At 58.7% G+C, this 22,046-nt stretch carries 13 protein-coding genes; 4 read left to right on the top strand and 9 right to left on the bottom strand.

Features of this window, described 5'->3' with window-relative positions; translation table 11 throughout:
* The first annotated feature begins 187 nt into the window (after positions 1-187).
* Positions 188-1,663, top strand: coding sequence for a cation-efflux pump (locus B5F76_RS04890; RefSeq protein ID WP_087351877.1), 1,476 nt, complete (start codon positions 188-190; stop codon positions 1,661-1,663).
* 80 nt (positions 1,664-1,743) lie between these two features.
* Here B5F76_RS04890 and yihA read toward each other — a convergent pair whose 3' ends face one another.
* Complete coding sequence (gene yihA / locus B5F76_RS04885; protein WP_087351875.1) at positions 1,744-2,442, bottom strand: ribosome biogenesis GTP-binding protein YihA/YsxC; 699 nt, start codon at positions 2,440-2,442, stop codon at positions 1,744-1,746.
* A gap of 298 nt (positions 2,443-2,740) precedes the next feature.
* Here yihA and efp point away from each other — a divergent pair, with 298 nt between their 5' ends.
* From efp to B5F76_RS04870, 3 genes are read left to right on the top strand one after another with little or no spacing between them, the layout of a single operon-like run.
* Entirely contained in the window at positions 2,741-3,298 is a 558-nt protein-coding gene (gene efp / locus B5F76_RS04880; RefSeq protein ID WP_087351873.1) for an elongation factor P, read from the top strand.
* Positions 3,299-6,544 carry a DNA translocase FtsK gene (locus B5F76_RS04875; RefSeq protein WP_087351871.1) on the top strand — a complete coding sequence of 1,082 codons (3,246 nt, stop codon included), beginning with the start codon at positions 3,299-3,301 and terminating at the stop codon, positions 6,542-6,544.
* A 35-nt stretch (positions 6,545-6,579) separates the two neighbouring features.
* Complete coding sequence (locus tag B5F76_RS04870) at positions 6,580-7,269, top strand: LolA family protein (RefSeq protein ID WP_239406964.1); 690 nt, start codon at positions 6,580-6,582, stop codon at positions 7,267-7,269.
* A gap of 516 nt (positions 7,270-7,785) precedes the next feature.
* On the opposite strand, the gene B5F76_RS04865 is transcribed toward B5F76_RS04870, so the two are convergent.
* From B5F76_RS04865 to B5F76_RS04830, 8 genes are all read right to left on the bottom strand, one after another.
* Positions 7,786-8,886 (bottom strand): NAD(P)H-dependent flavin oxidoreductase, encoded by a 1,101-nt coding sequence (locus B5F76_RS04865; protein ID WP_087351869.1) that lies wholly within the window; start codon positions 8,884-8,886, stop codon positions 7,786-7,788.
* 265 nt (positions 8,887-9,151) lie between these two features.
* Positions 9,152-10,126, bottom strand: coding sequence for an HD domain-containing protein (locus B5F76_RS04860; RefSeq protein ID WP_087351867.1), 975 nt, complete (start codon positions 10,124-10,126; stop codon positions 9,152-9,154).
* Between the two features lie 93 nt (positions 10,127-10,219).
* On the bottom strand, positions 10,220-13,270 hold the full coding sequence (locus tag B5F76_RS04855) for a PD-(D/E)XK nuclease family protein (protein ID WP_087351865.1): 3,051 nt from the start codon (positions 13,268-13,270) through the stop codon (positions 10,220-10,222).
* A gap of 4 nt (positions 13,271-13,274) precedes the next feature.
* A complete protein-coding gene (locus B5F76_RS04850) occupies positions 13,275-17,036 on the bottom strand; it encodes a UvrD-helicase domain-containing protein (protein ID WP_162608689.1) in 3,762 nt (1,253 codons plus the stop codon).
* A 260-nt stretch (positions 17,037-17,296) separates the two neighbouring features.
* Positions 17,297-18,604: an ATP-dependent 6-phosphofructokinase gene (locus B5F76_RS04845; protein WP_087351862.1), complete on the bottom strand. Its 1,308-nt coding sequence runs from the start codon at positions 18,602-18,604 to the stop codon at positions 17,297-17,299.
* Positions 18,605-18,777: 173 nt separating this feature from the next.
* Complete coding sequence (locus B5F76_RS04840; protein ID WP_087351860.1) at positions 18,778-20,103, bottom strand: DVU_1553 family AMP-dependent CoA ligase; 1,326 nt, start codon at positions 20,101-20,103, stop codon at positions 18,778-18,780.
* Positions 20,100-21,494, bottom strand: coding sequence for a radical SAM (seleno)protein TrsS (trsS, locus tag B5F76_RS04835; RefSeq protein WP_087351857.1), 1,395 nt, complete (start codon positions 21,492-21,494; stop codon positions 20,100-20,102). Before trsS ends, B5F76_RS04840 begins: the two co-directional genes overlap by 4 nt.
* Positions 21,494-21,808, bottom strand: a complete 315-nt coding sequence (locus B5F76_RS04830) for a hypothetical protein (protein WP_087351854.1) — start codon at positions 21,806-21,808, stop codon at positions 21,494-21,496. The genes trsS and B5F76_RS04830 overlap by 1 nt, the downstream gene beginning before the upstream one ends.
* Positions 21,809-22,046: the final 238 nt, after the last annotated feature.

Raw genomic sequence — 22,046 nt, 5'->3', positions numbered from 1 at the left:
ATTGTTTCCGGCCCTGAGAGGGAATGCCGCCACACCCTGCGTGATGTGCTGAAAAGGACCTTGGTTTTCTTTTCGGTAGTTTGCAGGATTTTGCCCGAGGGAGTAACGTGTCTCACCCCTGGTGCGGGAAGGCGCGTGCTTTCCCGGAACCAATATTCCACGGGCCTGTGCCCAAATCGAGGTTCTCATGAGCGACACGCAAACACATTCCGGCCACGAACAGATGAAGAAGAAGGCAGCGCTGCTGTCCCTGGCGGCTGCGGTCTTTCTCACGAGCGTGAAGCTTGTGGTGGGCTGGTACACCAACTCCCTGGCCATCCTGTCCGAGGCCCTGCACTCCGGCCTGGATCTTGTGGCAGCTCTCATGACCTTCTACGCCATACGCGTGGCTTCGAAGCCGGCAGACAGGCGCCATCCCTACGGGCACGGCAAGATGGAGAACCTCTCCGCCCTGGCGGAAACGGTCCTGCTCTTTGTGGTCTGCGCCTATGTGGGCTACGAGGGCGTGCACAGGCTCATGGAGGGAGGATCTCCGGTTGTGCCCTCGCTTTGGGGTGTTGGCATCATGCTTTTGTCCATGGCCATAGACATCGGGCGCGTGCGCAATCTGCGCAAGGTGGCTAAGGAGACCAACAGCCAGGCCCTGGAAGCGGATGCTCTGCACTTTTCCACGGACATCCTGTCGAGCGCTGTGGTCTTTCTGGGTGTCCTTGCAGTCTGGCTTGCAGACTGGCTGGCCCTTCCGCCAGACGTGGCTGCCATTGTCCACCAGGCCGATACGGTGGCTGCCCTTGTTGTCGCTGTCATCATCTTCAAGGTGAGTCTGACCATGGCCCGCTCGGCCCTGGACTTTCTCATGGACGCGGCCCCGGAGGACATGGAGACAAGGATAGAGGAGGCCGTTTCCGGGATAGAGGCAGTGCGCTCCTTGAGCAGGCTGCGCATGCGCTCCTCGGGCTCCGAGTATTTTGTGGATCTTACTGTGAGCGTGGATCAGCGCCTGAGTGTCAGCGAGGGACACAGGGTGACCTCCCAGGTGGAGGAACGGGTTCTGGAAATCCTGCCCGGAGCAGACGTTCTCGTGCATGTGGAACCCTACAGGGAGGACACGAAAAACAGCCTTCTTGGCAGCATACAGATGGCAGCCCACAGTCTTGAACTCGACATCCACGACATTCGCATTCTGCGCCAGCACGACGGCGGGATAGCCGTCATGGCCCATGTGGAATTCGACGGCGCAGGAAATTTTGCGGCAGCCTATGCGAAGTGCAAGGAGTTCGAATCCAGGGTGATGGCCGAGCATGAAGGTGTGACGCTCCTCACCCACATCGAGCCGGACAAGAACGAGCAGACTTCGAGCGAGCTTGTGCCCGGACGCGACAGCGAGGCGGACCTTGTGCAGGCAAGAATCGAAGAATGCGCGAAGCGGGAGCCCTTGATCTCCAATGTGCACGGCCTTTCCTGCTTTCGCACGCCCCTGGGGCTTGAGATTGTCTTCCACTGCGGGGTGTGCTCGTGCCTGAGCGTCTTGCAGGCACACGACATTGCGGATCGCATGGAAAAGGCCCTGCGAGCCCAGCCTGGCGTCGAGAGTGTCCTCATCCACATGGAGCCGGGAGACGAGGAACCGGTCTGTCGCCTGCTCGGAAAGAATCAGGGGTAGGGGAGAGGATCACAGGAAATGAAGCAGGGGCCAGCAAAATCTCCGGATTTTGCCGGCCCCTTGCTCATGGAAGTCCCAGCTTATGCGTCTTTTTTTCCTGCCGCAGCCTCGGCTGCGTCCGAAGGCTTGTCAGCCGGCCCTGTCGCTTTTTGCGCAGGGCGTCTGTCCGCAACTTCGCCCTCGGCAAGGCCGACCCTGTCACTGATACCCATGTGTTCGAGCAGGGCGTTCCACAGATTGGCCATGCCCCTGCGCTGGGCTGCAGAGGTGACGACAGGGCGCCTTTTGGCAAGGCCAGTCCATTCGGCTATGCGCGCGTTGAGCTCGCGCTGGCGACACTTGTCTGATTTGGTGAGAACAGGGATGATGGCAAGACCCAGGCCCTGCGCGTACTCGACCAGATTGATGTCCAGGGCCTGAGGGGGAAGACGCGAGTCCACAAGGAGGACAAGGGCCTTCAGGGAGGAGCATTCCTTCAGATAGCGTTCGAGAAGCTTCCCCCATTTCTCCCGTTCCGCGTGATTGGCCTTTGCGTAGCCGTAGCCTGGCAGATCTACCAGAAAGAAGTTCCATGGGGAAACGCGGTAGTAGTTGATGGAACGTGTCTTGCCTGGAGTTGCGCTTACCTTGGCGAGCTTGCGCCTCTGTGCCAGGGCGTTGACAAGCGAGGACTTGCCCACATTGGAGCGTCCTGCCAGTGCCAGCTGGGGGGCGTCGTTGTGCATGAGCTGATCGAAGGTATAGGCTGTGGTTTCAAGCTCGAGTTTTGGAGTGGGCATGTCTCCTCCGTGTAGCAGTATTGGAAATTCTGTCCGATCCTACTGTCAGCAAAAGGCCCTGACAAGGGCAAAAAACAGCCGGATCCAGGGAAAATCGGCAAAAATTTCCCCGCAGCGCCCCGGGGCAGTCTTTGCGGGGAGATTTTTCAAGATCCTTGGAATCAGGGAACAATTTTTGCATCCATGCAGGAATTTGCCGCAACGAGGATCTTGACAGGAAAGGGCAATAGGGTATCTTGAGGAACTCAGATTTTGCCAATATCCTGCATTGACAGGAAAATTTTTTCAAGGAGCCCCTATGTATTCCACCACTGACTTTCGCAAAGGCCTGAAGATTGAGGTAGACGGCATTCCCTACGAAATTGTTGACTTCCAGCACTTCAAGCCCGGCAAGGGTGGCGCCATGGTGCGCACCAAGCTGCGCAACATCCTCACCGGCCGCATGCAGGACATCACCTTCCGCAGCGGCGACAAGGTGGGCCGTCCCGACCTCGAGACCCGCGACATGCAGTTCCTCTACAAGGAAGGCACGGATCTCATCTTCATGGACATGACCAGCTACGAGCAGATCCAGATGCCCGCTGACGCCACTTCCGGCAAGTCCGACTTCTTGAAGGACGGCCAGCAGTGCCGCGTGCTGCTCTACAAGGGCAATCCCCTGGACATCGATATCCCCATGTCCCTGGTGCTTGAGGTCGTGGAGACCGAACCCGGCGCCAAGGGCGACACCGTGAGCAACGTGACCAAGGCTGCCAAGCTCGAGTCCGGCGCAGTGGTGCAGGTTCCCCTGTTCGTGAACGAGGGCGACAAGATCAAGGTCAACACCGAAACCAGGGAATATCTCGGACGCGAATAAATGCCCTTCGAGGACGAGTTCAGGGAGAGACCGCGCGGTTTCTGGCTGAGGGAGATGTTCGGCGTCTTCCTCTTGTTCTGGATGGTGCTTTTGCTCATGAGTCTTCTGAGCTACAGCCCGTCGGATCCGAGCCTCAATCACGCGATGAGCCGTGGCAAGGTGACCAATCTCGGTGGTCTTCTGGGCGCCTATACGGCAGGATTCCTCAACGACCTCTTCGGTTCCGGTTCCCTTTTGCTGCCCCTTCTTCTGGGCGGCATAGGGCTTGGCTTTCTGTCCCAGCGCCTTGCCCTTACGTGGTGGCGCTGGCTTGGCTGCGCCCTCACGTCCTTCAGCGTGCTGGTCTTTCTGGCAGCCCTTGACGTTCATATCGGCGATCTGCAGGCCGGAGGCATGCTTGGTGCCATCATCTACCATGCCTCCAAAAGCCTGCTCTCGCCCTTTGGCGCAGCCCTTTTGTGGCTCTTTCTCCTTTTTGTGGGTGTTCAGCTCTTCGTCGATCTGCCCTGGCGCAGAATCGTGGACAGGCTGGGCACCTTTTTTTCGCGCTTTGTTGTCCGCGACGAGGACGAAGAGGAGGACGGGGAAAGGGATCGGGGAGACTTTATCCTCATGGAGGATGAAAACCGACCCCGTGCCGCACGCCTGCGCAAGATGAGGGACAATCCCGACGCAGAGGAAGAAGAGGACGAGCCGAAGGACAGGGAGAGGACAGGGGGGATAGGCCTTCGCGTGCTCAAGGGCCTCAAAACTGTTGCGGGCAGGAAGGGTCGCAGTGGCGAGAGGGACGAGGACGGCTTTTTGCCGGTTCCGGTCAGAAACTGTTTCAGACCTTTGCGCCTTGCCGAGGAGGACATACCCTTTGCCAGCTGCGAGAGCTCCGATGTTCCCATGGATCACAGCTACGCGGAGCAGTATGCGCCAAAGCCTGCCTTTTCGCGTGTCGATGCGGAGCGCAAGGCCCAGGCGAACAGGGGCCGCGTCAGGGTAGGCAAGGAAAAGGGCGCACCCCTTCTGGAACTCCTCGAAATGGAGGAGGGAACCAGGGACGAAAAGTCCGCAATGCCCGCTTTTGCGGCTCTCGACCAGACAGAGAAGGATGTCCTCTTTGCCGAGGATGAGGCCGATATTGGCATGCCCGATACCAGGGATGGGGGGCGTGAAGGATTTGTTCCTGCGGGAGCCGTTCCTGCAGGCTCTGCTCCTGAAGAAGACGGCCCGGATACTGGCAAAGCGGATACCGATGAACCGGTCGCAGAGACAGGCAGAGCCGCCGTATCCGCTCCTGCATCGGCAACACCTGCCGAGGCCGGTGGCATGGGCCAGGGGAAGACTGGCAAGACTGTGAGTGCCTCGGGCCTTCCGGCCTCTGCCAGGGAGATTGAGCCGGACGACGATTTCAGGCTCTTTGGCCGCGGCGTTTCGGGTTCTGGGGCATTTGCCGAAGAAAAGCCCCTGAACGCCTCTTCGCGCGCAAGGGAAATGACTGCACTCTTCGGAGGCGAGGACGATGGCCCCCTGGATATGGCGGACGACGCCCTGCCCTGGGGAGGAACGGACAGGCAGGCCGCAAAGGCAGGGCCTGCCAAAAGGGCCCAGGCAAGGGATGTCCGGTCCATCGATTTGGGCAGCGCCCGTGTCCTTGATCCTGTTGTGAACATTCCCGAACCCCTTGCCCCGGATCTGGACGAGCCGGACATGGAGGACGAGGAGGACGACATCCCGCAAAGGCCCGCAAGGCCCGAGATTGTGCGCAGCAAGGCGCCCGAGCCCGCTGTGACAAGCTCGCGCAGCGTCAGTCGAGACGGTCTTTTTCTGCCTCCCCTGGAGCTTTTGCAAAAGCCCGAGGGAGACCAGGAAGACCTTGAGGTCCAGGACGAGGAACTCGAAGAGTGCGAGGACAGCCTCATGGGCTGTCTTGGGGACTTTGGCATCCAGGCAGAGCTTGTCAGGGCAACACCAGGGCCTGTGGTCACCACCTACATGCTGCGCCCGGCCCCCGGCGTTTCGGTGCGCGCCTTTGTACGCCACACCGAGGACATTGCCCGTGCGCTCATGGCGGTTTCCGTTTTCATCCAGGCTCCTGTGCCGGGCACGGACACCGTGGGCATAGTCATCCCCAACCGCACCCGTGCCATGGTGAATTTCCGCGAGATAGCGGAAAACGCAGTCTTTGCGGAATCCGGCGCGGCACTCCCGCTCATTGTGGGCAAGGACACGACAGGCCAGCCTTTTGTGAGCGATCTTGCAAAGATGCCACATCTGCTTGTGGCAGGCGCCACAGGCCAGGGCAAGAGTGTGTGCCTCAATGCCATGCTCACAAGCCTGCTTTTGCGCAAGACGCCCGCGGAGCTCAAGCTCCTCCTTGTGGATCCGAAGCGCGTGGAAATGGGCATCTACGAGGACGAGTCCCACCTTGTCCACCCAGTGGTCAAGGAAGTGGAGGACGCCAAGAACGCGCTTTTGTGGGCAGTGCGGGAGATGGACCAGCGCTACAGCCAGATGTCCAGGCTCTACACGAAGAACATTCAGGGCTATAACGCCAAACTCGCCTCCTACAAGGGAAACCTTCCCCCGGAACTGGCGGATCTTGCGCCCATGCCCTATATTGTCATTGTCATAGACGAGCTGGCAGACCTCATGCTTCAGGCCCGCAAGGACGTGGAGCCCTGCATCATACGCCTGGCCCAGCTGGCCAGGGCCTGTGGCATCCACATGATCATCGCTACCCAGCGCCCCAGTGTGGATGTGGTGACAGGCCTTATCAAGGCCAACTTCCCGAGCCGCATATGCTTCCGCGTCTCCTCGCGCCAGGACAGCATCACGACCCTGGGGCAGGCAGGGGCCGAAAAGCTCCTTGGCAACGGCGACATGTTCTTCAACCCCAACGGAGGCCATCTCATCCGTCTGCACGGCCCCTTCCTTCGCGACGAGGAAGTGCAGTCCGTGGTGGATTTCTGGAAAAAGCAGGTGAAGCCCAACTACCAGGTGGACTTTGCCACCTTTGGCCAGGAAGAGGAGGAGAGCGCTCCTTCCGGCAAGGGTTCCGTGTCGAGCCAGGACGCCATGTACCAGGATGTCATTGAATTCTGCAGGGAAAAGGGGCATGTCTCCATCTCCCTTCTGCAGCGCCGCTTCAACATAGGCTTCAACAAGGCTGCCCGCTATATGGATCAGCTGGATCGCGACGGCCTTGTGGGGCCCTCTCCGGGAGCCGGCAAACCAAGGCCTGTGCTCATACGCTAAGGCCAGGATACATCAAAATGCCACAGAGGATGGATATGAACAGGATTGTATGCGCGCCCATGCGCATTCTCATGTGTCTTTGCATGTGCTTGTCTTGTTTCGCGCAAGGCGCCCTTGCAGCTGACGAAATAGCCACGACCATACGCGACCGCTACGCTTCCCTCAAATCCTTCCAGGCCAACTTCACCCAATATTTGACTCATCAGGAAAGCGGGCAGACGGAAAAGCGCGAGGGAGAACTTCTTTTCAGACGCCCCTTCCTGGTTTCCTGGGAAACAAAGCCCCCGGTCGCGGAAAGGCTCATCATCACCGACAAGGAGATCTGGGACTATATCGCGGACGAGAACATTGCCTACCGCTACCCAAGGGAGCTTGTGGAGGACTCGCGCTCCCTCATCCAGGTGGTGACAGGCCAGGCCCTGCTCTCCAAGGACTTTGACGTGAAGGACGCTGGAACAGAGGGCAAGCTGCGTATTCTTCAGCTCTACCCCAAGGAACCCGTGCCCCAGCTTGTGGAGGCGCGCCTCTATGTGGATCCCGAAAAGGGCTATATCCAGCGCGCTGTCATCACCGACTTCTACGGCAACGCCAACGACGTGCGCTTCACGTCCTTTATTCCGGACGCAGACATTCCTTCCCGCGCCTTCCGCTTCACTGCCCCCAAGGGCGTGGAAGTGGAGGACCGCATAGAAAAGCCCGCCATAGAGTCCAGGGACCTTTTCTAGACCCGTACACAATGCACGCACAAGGCTCCGGTGTTCCCGGGGCCTTTTTTTGCAGTGCGCCCGGCATGGCGCAGGACTAGGAGGTGCAAGCTCTCTGAGGGCCCGGCAGCGGGAACCTCGAAAAGACAAGGGGCTTGTCGCGAGGCAAGTTCTGAAGGAAGTCTATGGCAAACCACTGACCTAACGGACAGAAACCGTATATGAGGCCGGCGTGTCGGATGAGAGGGTCGCGAAACTCAAAGTCCAATAGCTGCACGGAAGGCGGCAGGCAATGGCAGGGAGCATGGTGGAATAGCCATCAATCCCACATGCATGGGGCCTTTCCAAATGCGTGGCTAAGGAAACACGGACTCTTGTCGCTTTTCGAAATAACGGAGTGCCTCAGAGCCAAGCAAGCCTTGTTTAGTTGAACCGCCGTGATACGTGACCCGTACTCCGGTGGTGTGGAAGGTACCCGATCCCACAAAAAAACGGGGCCCCTAAGGTACCCCGTTTCCTTGAGAATTTGTTCCCTGCCTATTTGGGCGCGGATTCCTCGTATTCCCTGCGCAGGCTTTCCATGACCTCGTGCACTGTGCTTATGCGGTCGATGCGGCCCACGTTGGTGCCGCAGAAGGCAAAGCCGGTTTTCAGATTGCCGCGCATGGCGCTGAGCAGCGCCAGGGCAATGCAGTAGGGGGTCTTTTCCCTGTTACAGGTCTTCACGCAGTGGTAGATGCAGCGGAAGGGCTTCTTGAGACCCTTGCGCGAGGCTTCGATGAACTCGTTGTCAATGGCGCGGCCGGGCATGCCCACTGGGGAGTGGATGATGGTCACGTCCTCGGGCTTTGCCTTTACATAGGCTTCCTTGAAGCGGATGTTGGCGTCGCACTCTTCCGTTGCCACGAAACGCGTGGCCATCTGCACGCCGGAGGCTCCGAGCTCAAGCATGCGGCGGATGTCGGCACCAGTGAAGATACCACCGCCTGCAATGACAGGCACTGCGCGCCCGCACTTGTCCTCAAGCTCTTTTGCGACATCCACGATGGGGGGCACGATCTGCTCAAGGGAGAAGGAGGGATTGGTGATTTCCTCTTCCTTGAAGCCCAGGTGGCCGCCGGCCTTGGGGCCTTCCACCACAAAGGCGTCAGGGGTGTAGTTGAAATTGCGCATCCATTTCCTGGCCAGGATGGAAGCGGCCCTGGCGGAGGAGACAATGGGCACAAGCTTTGTCTTGAAGTCTTCCTTTTTCTGCTCGCAGGCCTCGAGAAGGTGCTTGGGAAGATCCGTGGGAAGTCCTGCGCCGGAGAAGATGAAGTCCGCACGGGATTCGATGGCAGTGCGCACAAGCTGGCTGAAGTGGGTGAGCGCCACCATGATGTTGACGCCGATAAGCCCTTGGGTCTTTTCCCTGGCCTTCAATATTTCCCTGTTCAGGGCACGCAGGTTGGCAGCAAGGGGATCCTTGGTCACATCCTTGTCGAGCAGGCCAATCATGGCTGCAGCTATGACTCCTATGCCGCCTTCATTGGCAACTGCCGAGGCTAGACCCGACAGGGAAATACCCACGCCCATGCCGCCCTGCACGACGGGCATGGTGGCTGTCAGATCGCCGATCTTGAGGGAAGGAAGCGTCATAGGTCCTCCGGGAAGCTGAATGAACACGAGGTGTCTTGCCAGGGTTCAGGATGTTCTTGCCAGGGTTTTGGCCATGGCAAAAGGGTTGAAAAGATAGAGGTTCCAGTCAGTCCGTGAACCCTTTTTCTACACAAGGAAGGGAAAAAAGGCAAATATGGCTTTTGTTGCGCAATCACGTGACAAATGGCCGAAAAGTCCCGTGGCAGGGGCCCGAAAGGGAGCTTGTGGCACACATTTGCCAAAATTGCGGAAAATTTCGTGTGCCTCAGACCCGATACCTTGAGACGGTTTCAAGGACAGCCTTTTTTGCGCTGCCGTAGATGTTTTCCGGCAAGGGGGAAAGCAGGCGCTCCACGTGTCCCTGCGCTGCCAGCACCCTGCGTGCGGCCTCGAAGTTCAGGCTGTTGATCCAGCTGCCAAGCAGCAGGCGAAAGTCGTTGACGGAACGCAAGTCCTCGTAGGAGGCAGTGCTCCCCTCAAGGGCGCAGTCGATGACCTTCTGCGAAAAAAGTTCCGGATCGTCCGGAAGGCTCAGAATGGCTGTGGGCTCGTAGGGACCAGGTCCCGAGAGGTGCCCGTCTATGACGCGCAGGATGTCTATCTTGTCCGCATCGCGAACGACCTTGAGTGCCACACTCTCCTGCATGCCTTCGGGGATTTCGGCCGCGTTGTGCCAGCGCACAGCCTTTGTGACCTCGGCTTTCACCTCGTTCGGCTCGTTGCCAAGGATGTGACAGAATTTGAGGATGCTCTCGCCGATGAGGCCGTGGTTTGCGGATTTCTTGTCCCTGAAGCTTTGCCACAGCCTGTACTGCAAAAAACGTCCCACATCGTGGTAGAGGGCGGAAAGAAGAGAGATGTATGTCTCCTGCTTCTCCAGCCCCTCGCTGTGGCATATGCTGCGAGCAAGGTCCACGACCTTCATGGTGTGGACTATCTTGAGCTCCATGGGTCCCTTGTCGTGGGGACAGGCCTTCATTTCCCTGGCTGTGTATTTGCGAAACCAGACAAGGTGATTCTCGAAGCCTGCCTTCGGCCTGTTGGGAAGAGCGAAGGGAAAGGGAGGCAGGGGAAACCAGTCCGTAAATTGCCTGTTTTCCCCAGTGGCAATCTTCAGCTGGATTGTGAAGGGCCATTTCCGTACCACGACGGCCTTGCCTGCCTTCAAAAGCTTGCGGGCCTTGGTTGGCGCACAGGGCATAAGCGGCTGCCCGCGCATGTTCAACACAATGACGTTCAAGTTGTGCCTCCTGTGCAACAGGGGCGTTGCCCCTGGCAGGGACGAAAGCGGGATATGGGCCCACTATAGGCAGGTATGCCCGGGGACTCAAGGCTAGGCAAGGCAGAGCTGGGCAAAGCTGCAGCGCCCGCAGCGTACGGGATCGCGCATCTGTACCAGTTCTTCCGTGTGCTGCATGTGCAGGACAACAAGCTCTACCAGCTTTGGACACAGGGAAAGGATGCGCCTGTGGCGCTCGTCCATCTCGTCGCTTGCCCTGCCTTTCCTTTTCAGAGCGTCGATGGGGATTTCCTCGCCTTTTGAGGCAAGGGCCACAAAGGCAGCGTCCCCGAACTTCCCCTCTGGCCAGATGTCCGGCCGCATGCTTTCCCTCTTCAGCTGCCTTGTTTCGTGTGTGCAGATGGTCACATAGCAGGGCAACTGTATGCTCTTGGCGTTTTCACGCAGGGTCAGGAAAAGCTCATGCAGGGTCCTTTTGTCCGTGGCGTCCAGGGTGGAGGCCACGGTCAGAGCCTGCACCTTTTCGAAGAAAGCGTCCATGGTCCACAGTCTCGGGTGCACATTGTTGATGCGCGTTCCTGTCTTGTAGTCCAAAACCACCAGACCCCGTTTGCGCCTGTCCATCCTGTCTATGCGGCCGAAGAGGGAAATGTCTCTGCCGGAGACACTGACATGGGCGCTGATGTCCCGCTCAAGCAGGATGGGTCTGCTGTCTTCGGGCTGGTTCAGGATATAGGTCTCCAGCTTGCGGGAGCCCTGGGCCTCCAGCATGGCAAGACTTGCAGGAGGGAGCGTCATGCTCAAAAGACAGCTGTCGGAGTGGAGGGTGTCCCTGAAGATTTCCACAAGCTCTTTCGCGCAGGCCTCCCTGTCTTCGAGAAGCTCGTTCAGATGGCGGCCATGGAAGGTTTCGAGCACCTCGTGGATAAGGGTGCCAAGGCCTGTGGGATCGTCCGTCTCGTTGACCATCTCAAGGGCCTTGAGGCCTGCGAGGCGGGCAAAGCCGAATTGCAGGGGGCAGGAGAGATACTGGTCCATGGCAGAGGGCGAGAGCGGGCTTGCAAGCCTGTCCTGCAAAATCTCGAAGATCCTGTCCTGTACTGGCAGGGTCCGATCCTGGGGCTGCATGGGGGTGAGCACGCAGCGGGCAACCTCAAGGGGTGCCTCGCCGCTGGCAAGCACCCTGCCAAGCTTTTGCTCCAGCTCCCAGATGTACTCTTCCACAAAGCGGCTTCTGCTCTTCTTGCCATCGAAAAGCCAGGTGCGGGTGATGCCCTCCTGCCAGTAGAAGAACTTTTCGCCGGAGCTTTTGCAAAGCCTTAAGATCCCGTAGCCTGTCTCGGTCTCCTCAAGGCGCAGATCCGGAAGCCCAAGGACTGCGCGCAAGGAATCCGGGAGCAGGGGATCGTGCTTCTTTGGGCCCGGGAGGCTGTCGTCCGTTGCGTCCAGCACATAGACCCTGTCGAAGGAGAGCAGGGTGCTTTCCAGCACGTTCACGATCTGCAGGCTTGCCTCGCAGGGATTGTGCCTCTTCTGGGGGGAGTCTGGAACAACGCTTGCGCCCGGTTCGAAAAACATGTGCTCCTTGCCGCAGAAGTCGTCCAGGATGCGCACAAGGACCTTCAGGCCGAGCTCGCTTTCGTGCAGCAGGGTGTTTCTCAGCATGGGGATGAGCCTGTGCTCGATGTGGAAGAGAGCCTCCATGTCCACCGGAGATGTCGAGCGCAGGGTTGTGCCCCTGGTGTTGAAGTGATCGCACAGGCCCTGCAGGGCCTGTGCAAGATCCTCCGTAGTCGAGATTTCTGCAAAGCCCGTGACAAGGACCAGGAGAAGCTCGCGCATGGCAGCGCTTTCGGCAGGAGCGTCGTCGAAGATCTCGGCCCGAAGAACGTCCTCGAAGGGGTCAACAAAGCGCAGGCCGCGGCACAGCTGGGTGCGGTATCTGCGAATGGCAGGCAGGATGCCTTCGCCAAAGGGTCCCTCAAGGCCTGCCAAAAGCGGGGAATCCGCGCAGGCAAGCAGGCGCTTCCAGTGGTAGCGGCCCTCGTTGTCCCTGTTGTCCTGCAATAGAAGGAGATCGTGCACAAGCTGGAAGATGGGAGTGTCTGCGACACACAGGCCCATGGCAATGTTGAGGTGCGGGCGCAGGCTCTCCGGCACATGGTGCAGGGTGGGCATGAGAAGGCCAGCCGTAGGCAAAAGGACGCAGGCCTTCTGCTCCGTATCCAAGCCTTGAAGGTCGTCCCTGAGCCTTGAGAGCTGGGAGTGGAGATCGTAGCCGGAGAAAAAGTGTACGGAAGGCTGCGAGCCTTTTTCGCTCCCGCTCTTCTCGTCATTATGCAGCACGGCCTCTGCCTGCCATTCTTCGAGAAGCTGCACGTGGCGCTGGCAGATCCAGTGGGCCCTGTGGCGTCTTGCGGGATCTGCCACCAGGGGATCCGTGTGCAGGCAGATTGTTGCGCCATCCTCCCACAGGCGCTTCAAAATGAGCTCGCGGGTGGCGTTCAGATTGTAGAAGCCCATGATGTAGACAGGCCTGTGCCTTGTGGGGCGCACAAGGGAGGGCAGGGGATGTTCAAGGGAGGCTGCCACCTCGTACTGGGCAAGCCCTGTTGTGGTCAGATTGTGTTCGTTCAAAAGCGCAAGGTAGTTTTTCCCTATCTGCCCCAGGGACTGCAAAAGCTTTGCAGCCTCGGGCAAGACCTCGTCGTCGCAGGCAAGCACGTCCTCTGGCAGGATGTTGCAGCCAAGCATCTCGTCCACAAGGCTTGCGATCTTCTCGCCCCAGGGAAAGAAGCTGTTCAGATCCATGGAGGCGAGCATGTCCTTCGCCTCGCCCTCGTCGAGCATGTGTATGGCCTGCCAGACAAGGTGCACGCTATCGAGGATCGAGGCTTGAGTCGGGGAGGAGCGCTTCACTTCCTTGTGCCAGAGCTCGACAAGCTCCGTTAAGGTGAGAAGACGCGGCAAAATCCTGGTCTCGCCCGGCCTTGAAAGAAGTCCCTGCAAATACTGCCAGGGGCGGTAGGTGGGCGACACAAGCAGGGGGACATCGAGTGTCCCTAGATTCTCACTGTCGAGAAAGCGTGCGAAGGAAGGCAAAAAGGGCCTGTTCCAGGAAAAGATGTGTATGGGCTTTTGCATGGGGCTACTCTCCGCCTTCTTCGTCTTGCTCGTTGTTCCCGTCTGCTGGATCCAGCATGCTGCGGCCTGCAGGGCCCTTGTACAGCCTTGCAAACTCTTCTTCGGCAAGGAGGATCACAGACGCAAGATTGCCGCGCACAGGGCCGTCGGGTGCCAGGCTTGTGCCGTCCGCAAACACAAGGTGCAAACGCCTTGGCTTCAGGTAGACGATGACGCCCAGGGGGTTGCAGGAGGGATCGGCTGCCTTCAGGGTATTGAGGTAGGCGCGAACCTGGGCGTGGTAGCTCACCATGAAGGATTCTTCTGTCTGGCCGTGCTTGTATTCGATGACCATGGGGCCTTCGGGGTGGAGCACAAGCAAATCCGTGCGCAAAATCTTGCCGTTCTTTGTTGCTATGGACTGTTCGGGAAGCCCGTAGCGCATCCAGCCGCAGCGCTCGTCCAGGGCAGCGTACCAGGAAAGCTCGGCAGCTGTTCTCTCCCGGAAGTTTGTGCCGTCCCCAAGCCAGGGGAATTTGGCAAGAAGGTCTGTCACGATGCGCTCCCTGGCCCTTGCGTAGTCACCCGCATTGTCGCGCACACCCTCAGGGAGGCGCGCCATCTCCTCAAGGCAGGCGTGTACAAAGACACCTTCCTCCCTGGCCCTGTCCCTGGGGTGGCTCTCGTCCAGAAAGTCGAAATGCAGCCGAAGATTGGGCATCCAGGCCATGGGGCTCCAGGCGGAATCTGCGGCATAGCCCTCGCGCTCTCCCATGTCCCAGGCTTTTGCACGTGCTGCCGTGTTCCCTGTTTTGCCTGGTTCAAGGGGATCGGAGTGCGCACTCTCTATGCATCCTTCTGCCCTGTCCCCTGCGGGTTCATGTACATCCCTGTACTCGGACCAGGGTAGGGCCTCGGGGATTGCCGGGCCAGCCAGTTCCAGAAGCCTTTCCAGCTGCTTGCCATCGCCCTGGGGCTTTTCGGAAAGAAAGACGTACAGGCGCCGCTCGGCTCTTGTGAAGGCCACGTAGAAGCGGTTGATGGCCTCGAAGGCGTCCTTGAGGTCCATGGCAGTGCGCATGGGAAAGAAGCTCTTGCAGGTGGCAAGAGCACGCAGGGGTTGGGGATGCAGGGGTGTTATGTATTCGACCACCATGGTCTCTGCGCTGGTTCTGGTCCTTTGCGATGTCCAGGGGGTGATGACCACGGGTGCCTGCAGGCCCTTGGCCTTGTGGGTGGTCATGATGCGCACGGCGTCCATGCCCTCGGGCATGGGCACCTTTTCCTCCTGGCCGTGCTCGTTCCAGTAGTCGAGAAAGTCTCCCAGGGAGCGGATGCCGCGCCCCTGCGAGGTGTACAATATCTCCAAAAAGCGCTGCAGGAAGGGACCTGCTTCGGGAAAGCGCTCAAGGACATTTTCCCTTGCGTACCATTCACTCACCATATCGTAGGGAGTGATGCTGCCGCTTGCGTCCAGAAGAGGTGCGAAGATGGTCTCCCAGGCCTCGGGGTGAAGCCTTTGCCAAAGCAGGGCCAGGCTCGGCCGCCCCTTGCCCTGCAAAATGCTGTCGCCAAGAAGGGCTTCGGGCATGTCCTGTGAAATTTCCTCGAACGCATCGTCATCGTCCACGTCGCGGCCGGTATCCTTCCCGTTCAGATCGCGCCTTTTCTTGCGCAGGCGCGAGAGCAGGGAAAGCTCTGTGTCGAGAAGGGGCCTTGAGACGTCGCGCTCGCCATCCCGCGCAACAATGCTTCCGCTGGCAACTGTCCAGAAGGCAACGTCGTCTTCCGGAGCGCGCAAAAAGGAGAGCAGGGCTATGGTCTGCACGATGAGCGGGTGATCGCTCAAAAGAAGGCTGTTTTCGGTGATGACCGGGATGCCCTCGGAGCTCAAGTGGCGCGCAAGTTCCATGGCCTTTCTGTTTGTGCGCACAAGGACCAGAAGGTCTGCCCAGGGTGTTCCTTCGGCGTGCTCCCTTTGTGCCACAAGACTCACTGCCAAAAGCTGCTCGTCCACGACCTCGTCCATGCCCGAGGTCACCTTGCCTTCGTCTCCATCGCTGCCTTCGCCCCCTTCTCCGAAGCGGATGAGTGTCACGCGTCCGCCATCAAGGGTCCTGGGAGAGGGCTTTTGCGCGCCCTTTTGGTAGGCCTGTGCCATCTTGGCCGCCACGTGTTCGAGGATGGGTGTCTCGGGATCCTCCGCGTCCTGAATGAGGGAGGGCACCTCTCCCACAAGGCCCTGGTAGCTGGCGACTTTCTCATCGTCCGGCACAAGCACAAGCTCGCAGTTTTTCGCGTATTCCAGGGGAGCAAAGAGGGCGTTGTTGAAGGCAATGATTTCCTTGCGCGAGCGCCAGTTGTTTTCGAGCGTCTGACGGTCTACGCCAGAATCGAGCATGCACGTCAGGTCTGCGTCCTGCGCTATGTCGTCGAAAAGCTCGCTGTCGCCCCCGCGAAAGCCGTAGATGGCCTGCTTGACGTCGCCGACCCAGGACAGGGAGCCACCGGAGGAGAGCGCCTCTGCCACAAGGGGTTTCAAAGCCTCCCAGTGATCCCTGCTCGTGTCCTGGAACTCGTCTACCAGAAAATGGCTTATGCGCGTGCCCATGCGGCACAAGGCGTCCGCGACCCCGAAGTCCCCGGAGAGGATGTCCCTGACCATGATGGGGATGCGGTCGTTGGGCACAAGACCCTCGTGCTGGAGATTGGCAGCGTACCTTTTGTGTATGAGGCGCGCCATTGTGATGAGGGGCTCGTGTATGCGGCTTTGGGTATGGAGGTGATCAATGGGCAAAAGATCGTTGCAGGTCAGAACAAGCTCGTCGTAGCTCTTTGCCAAATCGTCCGGAACAGGGCCGCTCGCCTTGACTGTCTTGATGGCACTTTTCTTGAAGGAGGCGCTGTCGAGGGCCTTTAGAAGATCCGTGTCCAGGCGCAGCCTTGCAAGTTCCGCAAGGGAGGCGGAAAGAGTTTTTTTGCCGAGCTTTCCTTCTGCAACGATCAGGACTTTTTGCAGACCCTTCTTGAAGGTCTTGTCCATGACAACGGGGCTGTCGCAGCCGTCTGCGCACTTTCCGTCCGCGCGAACAATCGTGTCTATGAGGGAGAAAAGGCGCTTTTTTATCCTGGGCAAAAGCCCCTTGCCGTCCCATGTCTGAAAGACTTCCGCAGGGGTGAGATCCTCAAGCTTGTCCCTGAAGATAAGCTCCAGGATGTTGGCAAGGCGATTTCTTATGATATCGCCTGCCTTGAAGTCGTTGCGGTCGCTGTAGCGTACGGTGCTCTCGCAGATGCTGGCTATGAGCTTGCGCAAATCCTCGTTGTCCTGCCAGGCCTCGTTGCTCACTGCCTGCCAGTAGGGATCGAGGATGTCAGAACTCGCAAAGACAGGATCGAAGTCCGGGGGAAGCTTTTGCGCAAGCGCGGACATGCGCACAATGAGATTCAAAAGACTGTCGATGGTGGAAATGTTGAGGCTCGACCTGTCGTGCATGATGCGCTCAAGCCAGACTCTGGCGTCCCTTGGGGTGAGGCCCGGGGCCGATTCTGTGTCGAGATTAAGGGCACGCTCCTTCAAAACCTTCAGAACGCGCTCCTGCATTTCCGTAGCTGCCGCGTTGGTGAAGGTTATGGCCATGACCGAGCGCCAGTCTTCCTCCGGCCCGTGCAGGGTGCAGGCGCCGCTGCGGGCTGCACCGGGGCTTAACGATGCCAGATGGGCGAGAAACTTTTGTGTCAGGGTCCAGGTCTTGCCTGAACCGGCCGAGGCCTTGATTTGGGTCATGGAAGGCATGGGGACCTCGTTTTTGCTGTCCGGCTCGTGCCGACAAAGGATGCGAAATATGTGGAGGGGAATTGCGAGGGGCAGGGACTTTTGGGGATACGAAAAGCGCTTTTTGTCCGAAACCCTATGCTGGCCCTTTGGCCCAGGCCCGGGGCTTCATGGGCATGAGGGGATGGACGGGAAGGATATGAAAAGGGGGCAGGGCAAAAAATGCCTTGCCCCCGAAATTGTTGCGGATACTGCGACTGTCGGGATTGGGGCTAGAACTGCATGCCCCAGAGATCTCCCTGGCCCGTGGATTCGAGCACTGCCCGCCACAGGTCGGAGTTGATGCTGAGTCTCCTGCGCTCCATGGTAACAAGGTCCAGGGGCATGTGGATGTAGCGGCTCTGCACCTTGGCAATGACAACGCCTGTCCTGCCTGCCATGGCTGCGTGCACTGCGTACTGGCCCAGGAAGCCGCAGTAGACCTTGTCGTTGGCTGCTGCAGGCACAGAGCGGATGATGTAGCTCGGGTCAATGTACTTGACCGAGGGCTTGATGTCGCTTTCGGCAAAGTGCACCTTGATCTTGTCGCAGAGGAATTTGCCTATGTCGTTCAGGATGCGGTTTCCGGACGGATCCGTGCCTTCTTCGCCCTTGATGAGATGCTGGCCTGCGCCCTCGGCAACCACGATGACTGCGTGCCCGCGATCCTTCAGGCGCTGCTCGAGAGCCTGGAGGAGGCCTCCCGGGCCGTCAAGGGTGAAGGGTGCTTCGGGGATGAGCACGTAGTTCACTTCCTTCATGGCAAGGGTAGCCCTGGCCGCGATGAAGCCGGATTCCCTGCCCATGAGCTTCACTATGCCAACACCGTAGGGGGCGCCAAGGGCCTCTGTGTGGGCGCATTCGATGGCCTCTGTTGCCTTGGAGACGGCTGTCTCGAAGCCGAAGGACTGGGGAATGAAGCTTATGTCGTTGTCGATGGTCTTGGGGATGCCGACAACCGCTATCTTGAGATTTCTGGCAGTGATTTCGTTGTAGATGGCCTTGGCTGCACGCATGGTGCCGTCGCCGCCAATGATGAAGAGCATGCTCACGTTGCTGCGCTCGAGCGTGTCCACAATGGCTGCCGGATCCTGGGGACCGCGGGAGGAGCCGAGGGTTGTTCCGCCAAAGAGGTGTATGTCGCGCACCTTGTCAGGGGTCAGTTCCACGTTGCGGTAATGGTATTTGGGGATGAATCCCTCGAGGCCAAAGGGAATGCCCAGAACACCGGCCATCTTGTAGCCGTGATAACCTTCCATGACTATGGCGCGGATGACGTCGTTCAGGCCCGGACACAGGCCGCCACAGGTGACCACAGCTGCCTTGGCCTTGAACGGATCAAAATAGATCTCCCTGCGCGGACCTGCTGTTTCGAAGTCCAGCATGAAGGGTTCGGTGACAAGAGTGCACATCTCGTCGTCCACAATGATGGGTGTCTTTCTGTCTGTGGCCCAGACACTGTAGGACAGGGGAGAGGGGAGCTTGCAGGGTCCGAGGGTCGGGATGGAGGGATCTATATCGAGAAGATTCTTGCGAGTCATGCGGCATACCTTGAACAGGAAAATTGGTCTCAAGAGCATTGAGGCAAAGCATTTTGCGTCAAAGTGCCGAAGAATGCAAACGCAATGCGATCAAAAACAAAAATTGTCACATTGTCGCGACGTGTGTGGAAGCGTGGAGTGGGGAGTGTAGGGCTGCTCTCAAGAAATATTTGTCACCTTGTGACTACGCGGATCGTTCTCTTGGCTGCCGAGGGGCTGATAGTCTCCCCCATGGCCTCGAACGCCACCCTGACCCGCAAGACAGCCGCATCCAGGGCCTTGTAAATCTCGGAGATGGAGCAAAGTGCTGCGTGCACCTCTTCTTGCATCGCACTCAAATCTCTGTTTCCGAAATACCCCAAGCTTAGTTCCAGCGTCGCGCCCTGGCCGTCCTGCACAAGCTCTGCCCCAAATTTTCCAAGCCAGGGCAGGGGGATGAGGGCCTCGTCAAGATCCGCCATGGAAAGAGAGAGTTCCCTCTCGCCAAGAAACAGGAGGCAGTGTTTGCGCCTGCGTATCTTCTCCAACCGTATCAGTACGGACCCGCAGGGACAGGGCTCGGGGAGAATGCGCGAGATGTCGCCTGTGCGGTAGCGGATGAGTGGCATGCCTCGGCGCAAGAGCGAGGTTATGACCACTTCTCCTTCTTCACCATCCGGCAAAACCCTGCCGCTTTCGGGATCCACTATCTCCACCAGAAGGTCCGTTTCATGCATGTGGCAGCCGTCGTGGGCAGCACACTCCATGCCGCCTGCGTAGCAGGCCTCGGTCATGCCGTAGTACTCAAATACCGGGCAGTTCCAGATGTCGTACAGGGTACTGGCAACAGCCCTTGAGACATAGTCCGTGCACAAGAGGGCGCTGCGCACGTGAACATCTATCCCCTTTGCCTTGCAATAGCGTGCAAGGGCCAGCACCTGGGCCGGGATGCCCACAAGGGTGCAGGACTCTTCTTCGGCCATGCAAAGGGCAGTTTCCTTCAGGTTCGCAATTGCCCCGTGGGCTGTGGGGCGCGCACCAAGCTTCCGTATGGCAGTGCACAAAAGATCGCCAACCCCGCCCGATGTCGAGCAGGGAAGGAGCACAAAGCAGGCCTCTCCGGAACGTGCCACCTGTTCCATGGAGCTTTGGAAGATGCCAAGGGTCAGATCCTGATCGTCCCCGGTAAATTGCAGCTGTTTGGGCTCGCCAGTGGTGCCCGAGGTGGAGAGGGTGACAACGCGACTGATCTCCCCCTGGCCCACGCAGAGCATGGAAAGCCCCCTTTCGCGCACGTCTTGCGGTGTTGTGAAGGGAAGGTCCGCCACTTCCTCAAGGCTTTGCAGGGGAAAGCGCGTGATATTTGCAAGATGGCGGCTGTAGAAGGGGCTTAGAGCCTTCGCGCGCACAAGGGTGCGGTTCAGACGCTCGAGCTGATGCGCTTCAAGATCAGCACGGGTGAGTTTTTCAAGGCCAAGGCGGCCTGCCATCCAGGTATCGTAGGGTATGCGGGGGATCATGGCTTGTGTATGGTATCGATGTTACCACGGTACAGGGTCTGCCCATTTGCGGAGCTCAAGTTGTAGGCACAAAAGGGAATGATGCGCGCGTCGGGGCTCAAAATGCCTATGTGGCAGTCTTTCAGCCTTTCAAGGTCCAGGTTCCAGACATCCTGGAAGGCCATGGCGGAAACGCTTAAGGTGTGGGTCGCCATGCGGGCAAGCCTTTGGGCAAGCTCGTCTTCCTGAGTCTGAGTCTGAGCCTGATCCTGCTTCTGCCCCTGTTCCTCTCCCCTGATTGGGGCAGCACTCCACTGCCGCGCCATGAAGTTGCGGGCGTGTTCGGAGCCACCCTGGGGACGCTCTGTCCGTTCCCTGTACAATGCGTCCCTGTCCTCGACCCAGGGCACAATTTTGCCGTTTTCCAGCACTGTCAGGTTCGCGTGGAAGGAGCAGTGGGCGTTTTCCCCTGCAGGCGGAAGGAAGAAGGAGGTCTGCAAAAGGCCTTCTGTCTGTTCCTCAAGGGCGCGCATGATTTCCGGCAAGGTTATGCGATCCTCATTTTGGGGTGTTGCGGGATAGCGGCCAATGTAGCCTATGGGCTGAATATGCAAGGCCCTCACGTGGGGGACATGGGAGAGGGCAAGGCGAAAAAGCGCTCCCAAATCGTCCATGTTCACGCCTGGCACAAGGGTGACGGCAAGGACTACGCCAATGCCTGCCCTGGCGCAGTTCGAGATTGCGGAAAGCTTGATGTCCAGCAGCTCTTTCCCTCGTATGGCACAGTAGATTTCGTCTCTTGTCCCGTCGAACTGCAAAAAGGCGCAGTCAAGACCTGCGTCCTTCAGAGTAGCAGCGTAGCCTGGCTCCTTTCCCAGGCGCAGACCGTTGGTGTTTATCTGCACAAAGGGAAAGCCAGTCCTGTGCCCCAGGGCTATGATGTCCGCAAGATCCTCGCGCACGGTGGGCTCTCCGCCGGAGAGCTGTATGTTGACCGGCCCTGCCTGGTCCATGAGGGCCTTGTACCAGGAGCCGATGGCAGCGAGATCCGGGTCAGGCGTTGTCGCCTGCCCTGCATCGGCAAAGCAGACAGGGCAGCGCAGGTTGCAGCGCTGCGTTACTTCGAGAAGGATGGCGCAGGCCTCGTGATGGTGTTCCGGGCACAGGCCGCAGTCAAAGGGACAGCCCCGAACAGAGGCTCTGGCACACGTTTTGGCTCCGGTACGCTTCTTGGGATAGCCCCAGCTCTCGTAGTCCGGGGCGCCGCGCCAGATGATGGTGGAAAAGCGCCCGTGCCTTGGGCACTCCTTTACAAGATACACATCACTGCCCCTTTGCACGTTCCAGGCGGGAATGCGGGCAAGGCAGTGCGGGCAGAGACTCAAGGTGGACGAGAGGATTTTCTCGGGCATCAGGACTTGTCCTGCGCTGCCAGATGCTCAACCAGATGGGCTTCAAGGGCCTTCTCGAAGCTTGCCTTTGTACCCTCGGGGTCGTTGTTCGGGAAGGTGACCTTGAAGGCCACATCCCCAATGACTCCCTGGACCTGGGTGCCATCGGGCAGGGTGCCCTTGAAAAAGGGCCTTGGCAGATCGCGCCTGCAGGTAAGGCCAGGGCAGATCGAGCCTATCCAGGCGACGATGTCGTCCCCGATCTTTTCACCTGTCCTGTACATGAAGGCGTACTTGCTGTTGAAGCAGTTCTGTGCCTTTTTGACCTCGAACATCGTCCACCTGTCCCCTTGTTGCCAGTCTGCAAAATGCCCTCTAGTATATCGTTCGACAAATTCGTTTAGCACTAAACTGCCTTCTCACTCTTGGGCAGGAAGGCATTTTCAATGTCCTCAAGCTTCCACTTCCAACGAAAAATGACTCGTTCACTGTTTATCTCCTTTAACCAGTCTTCGATTCGATTAATCAAATCTTGTTTGGAATTGACTCGTAAATGCCTCAGCATTTGACGTG

Origin of the sequence: Desulfovibrio sp. An276, assembly GCF_002159665.1 — a bacterium.
In the GTDB taxonomy this organism is placed as follows: domain Bacteria; phylum Desulfobacterota; class Desulfovibrionia; order Desulfovibrionales; family Desulfovibrionaceae; genus Desulfovibrio; species Desulfovibrio faecigallinarum.
The sequence above is the reverse complement of the archived record's forward strand: the minus strand, read 5'-3'. Positions and strand labels throughout refer to the sequence as shown.